General features: G+C 72.7%; 2 protein-coding genes. Both read right to left on the bottom strand.

The window, feature by feature from the left end; translation table 11 throughout:
* Positions 1-189, bottom strand: a 189-nt coding sequence (locus GT354_RS53350; protein WP_237534313.1) for a hypothetical protein, incomplete at its 3' end; no start/stop codon positions are given.
* 430 nt (positions 190-619) lie between these two features.
* The coding region (locus GT354_RS02755) for a ribonuclease domain-containing protein (protein WP_161354543.1) at positions 620-947 on the bottom strand (328 nt) is incomplete at its 5' end.

Below are 947 nucleotides of genomic sequence, written 5' to 3'. Positions count from 1 at the left end.
GGGAACGGTCTGCAGTCGCGGCTCGACCGCGGCGGCGACGACGGGCCGGGTGACGACCGACCGGGCGGCGGCCGACTGGGCGCCGACGGTACGGGAGGCGGCCGAACGGGCGGCGGCCGGACGCGGCCGGGTGTGGTCGTGGGTATCCTCTGCGGACCCCGGACGGAATCGAACGTCGGGTGTGTCCATACCGGGCAGTCTGGCCGCTCGTTCGAGCCGGTTCGGCTCCGATACGCCATCTGCGGACGGGACCACTCGATCGGCCTACCCGAATCCGGACCGGCGCCTCGCCACCGAGCGGAGACCCGCCGCACACCACCGCGCGGGGACCCGCCGCACACCACCGCGTTGGGGCCTGACCGCGCCACCGCGTGGGAATCGACTCATGCTCCTGCTCCCGAGTCGAGAGACGCTCCCCGTTACCGCGTCGGCGTCGGGACCGGACCACGTCACCGAGTCGAAACCGGCCGCACAACACCGCGCCACACCACCGAGTCGAAACCCACCGCACAACACCGCGCCCCACCACCGAGTCGAACCCGACCGCACAACACCGCGCGGATCACCGCGCGGATCACCCCGAAGATCACCGCGTGAACAACCGCTGAACGCCACCGCGTCAAGGCACGATCGCGCGAAAGCTCGCGTAGTGGTCGTCGCTGTAATAGCGCTCGGCGTCGTAATAGCGCTCGGCGTCCTTGCCGGTCACGATCCGCCGCGTGCCTCGGTCGGACTCGCCCGGCGTGCGGACGGTGTATTCGCGATAGTGCCCGTCGGGCTTCGCCGGCAGCAGCCTCTCGCGGTTGCCGAAGACGATGCCGTCGCGCGGGTACGGGTAGGGCCCGCCGGCCGCGATCAGCCGCAGCGTCTCGCGGGCCTGGGCCGGCAGGTCAGCCGCGGCCACCGTGCCCATCCGGGCCGGCACCCACCCGGGCCGCGCCGCCGAC

Origin of the sequence: Streptomyces sp. SID3343 (genome assembly GCF_009865215.1) — a bacterium.
Taxonomy (GTDB): Bacteria; Actinomycetota; Actinomycetes; order Streptomycetales; family Streptomycetaceae; genus Embleya.
The sequence above is the reverse complement of the archived record's forward strand: the minus strand, read 5'-3'. Positions and strand labels throughout refer to the sequence as shown.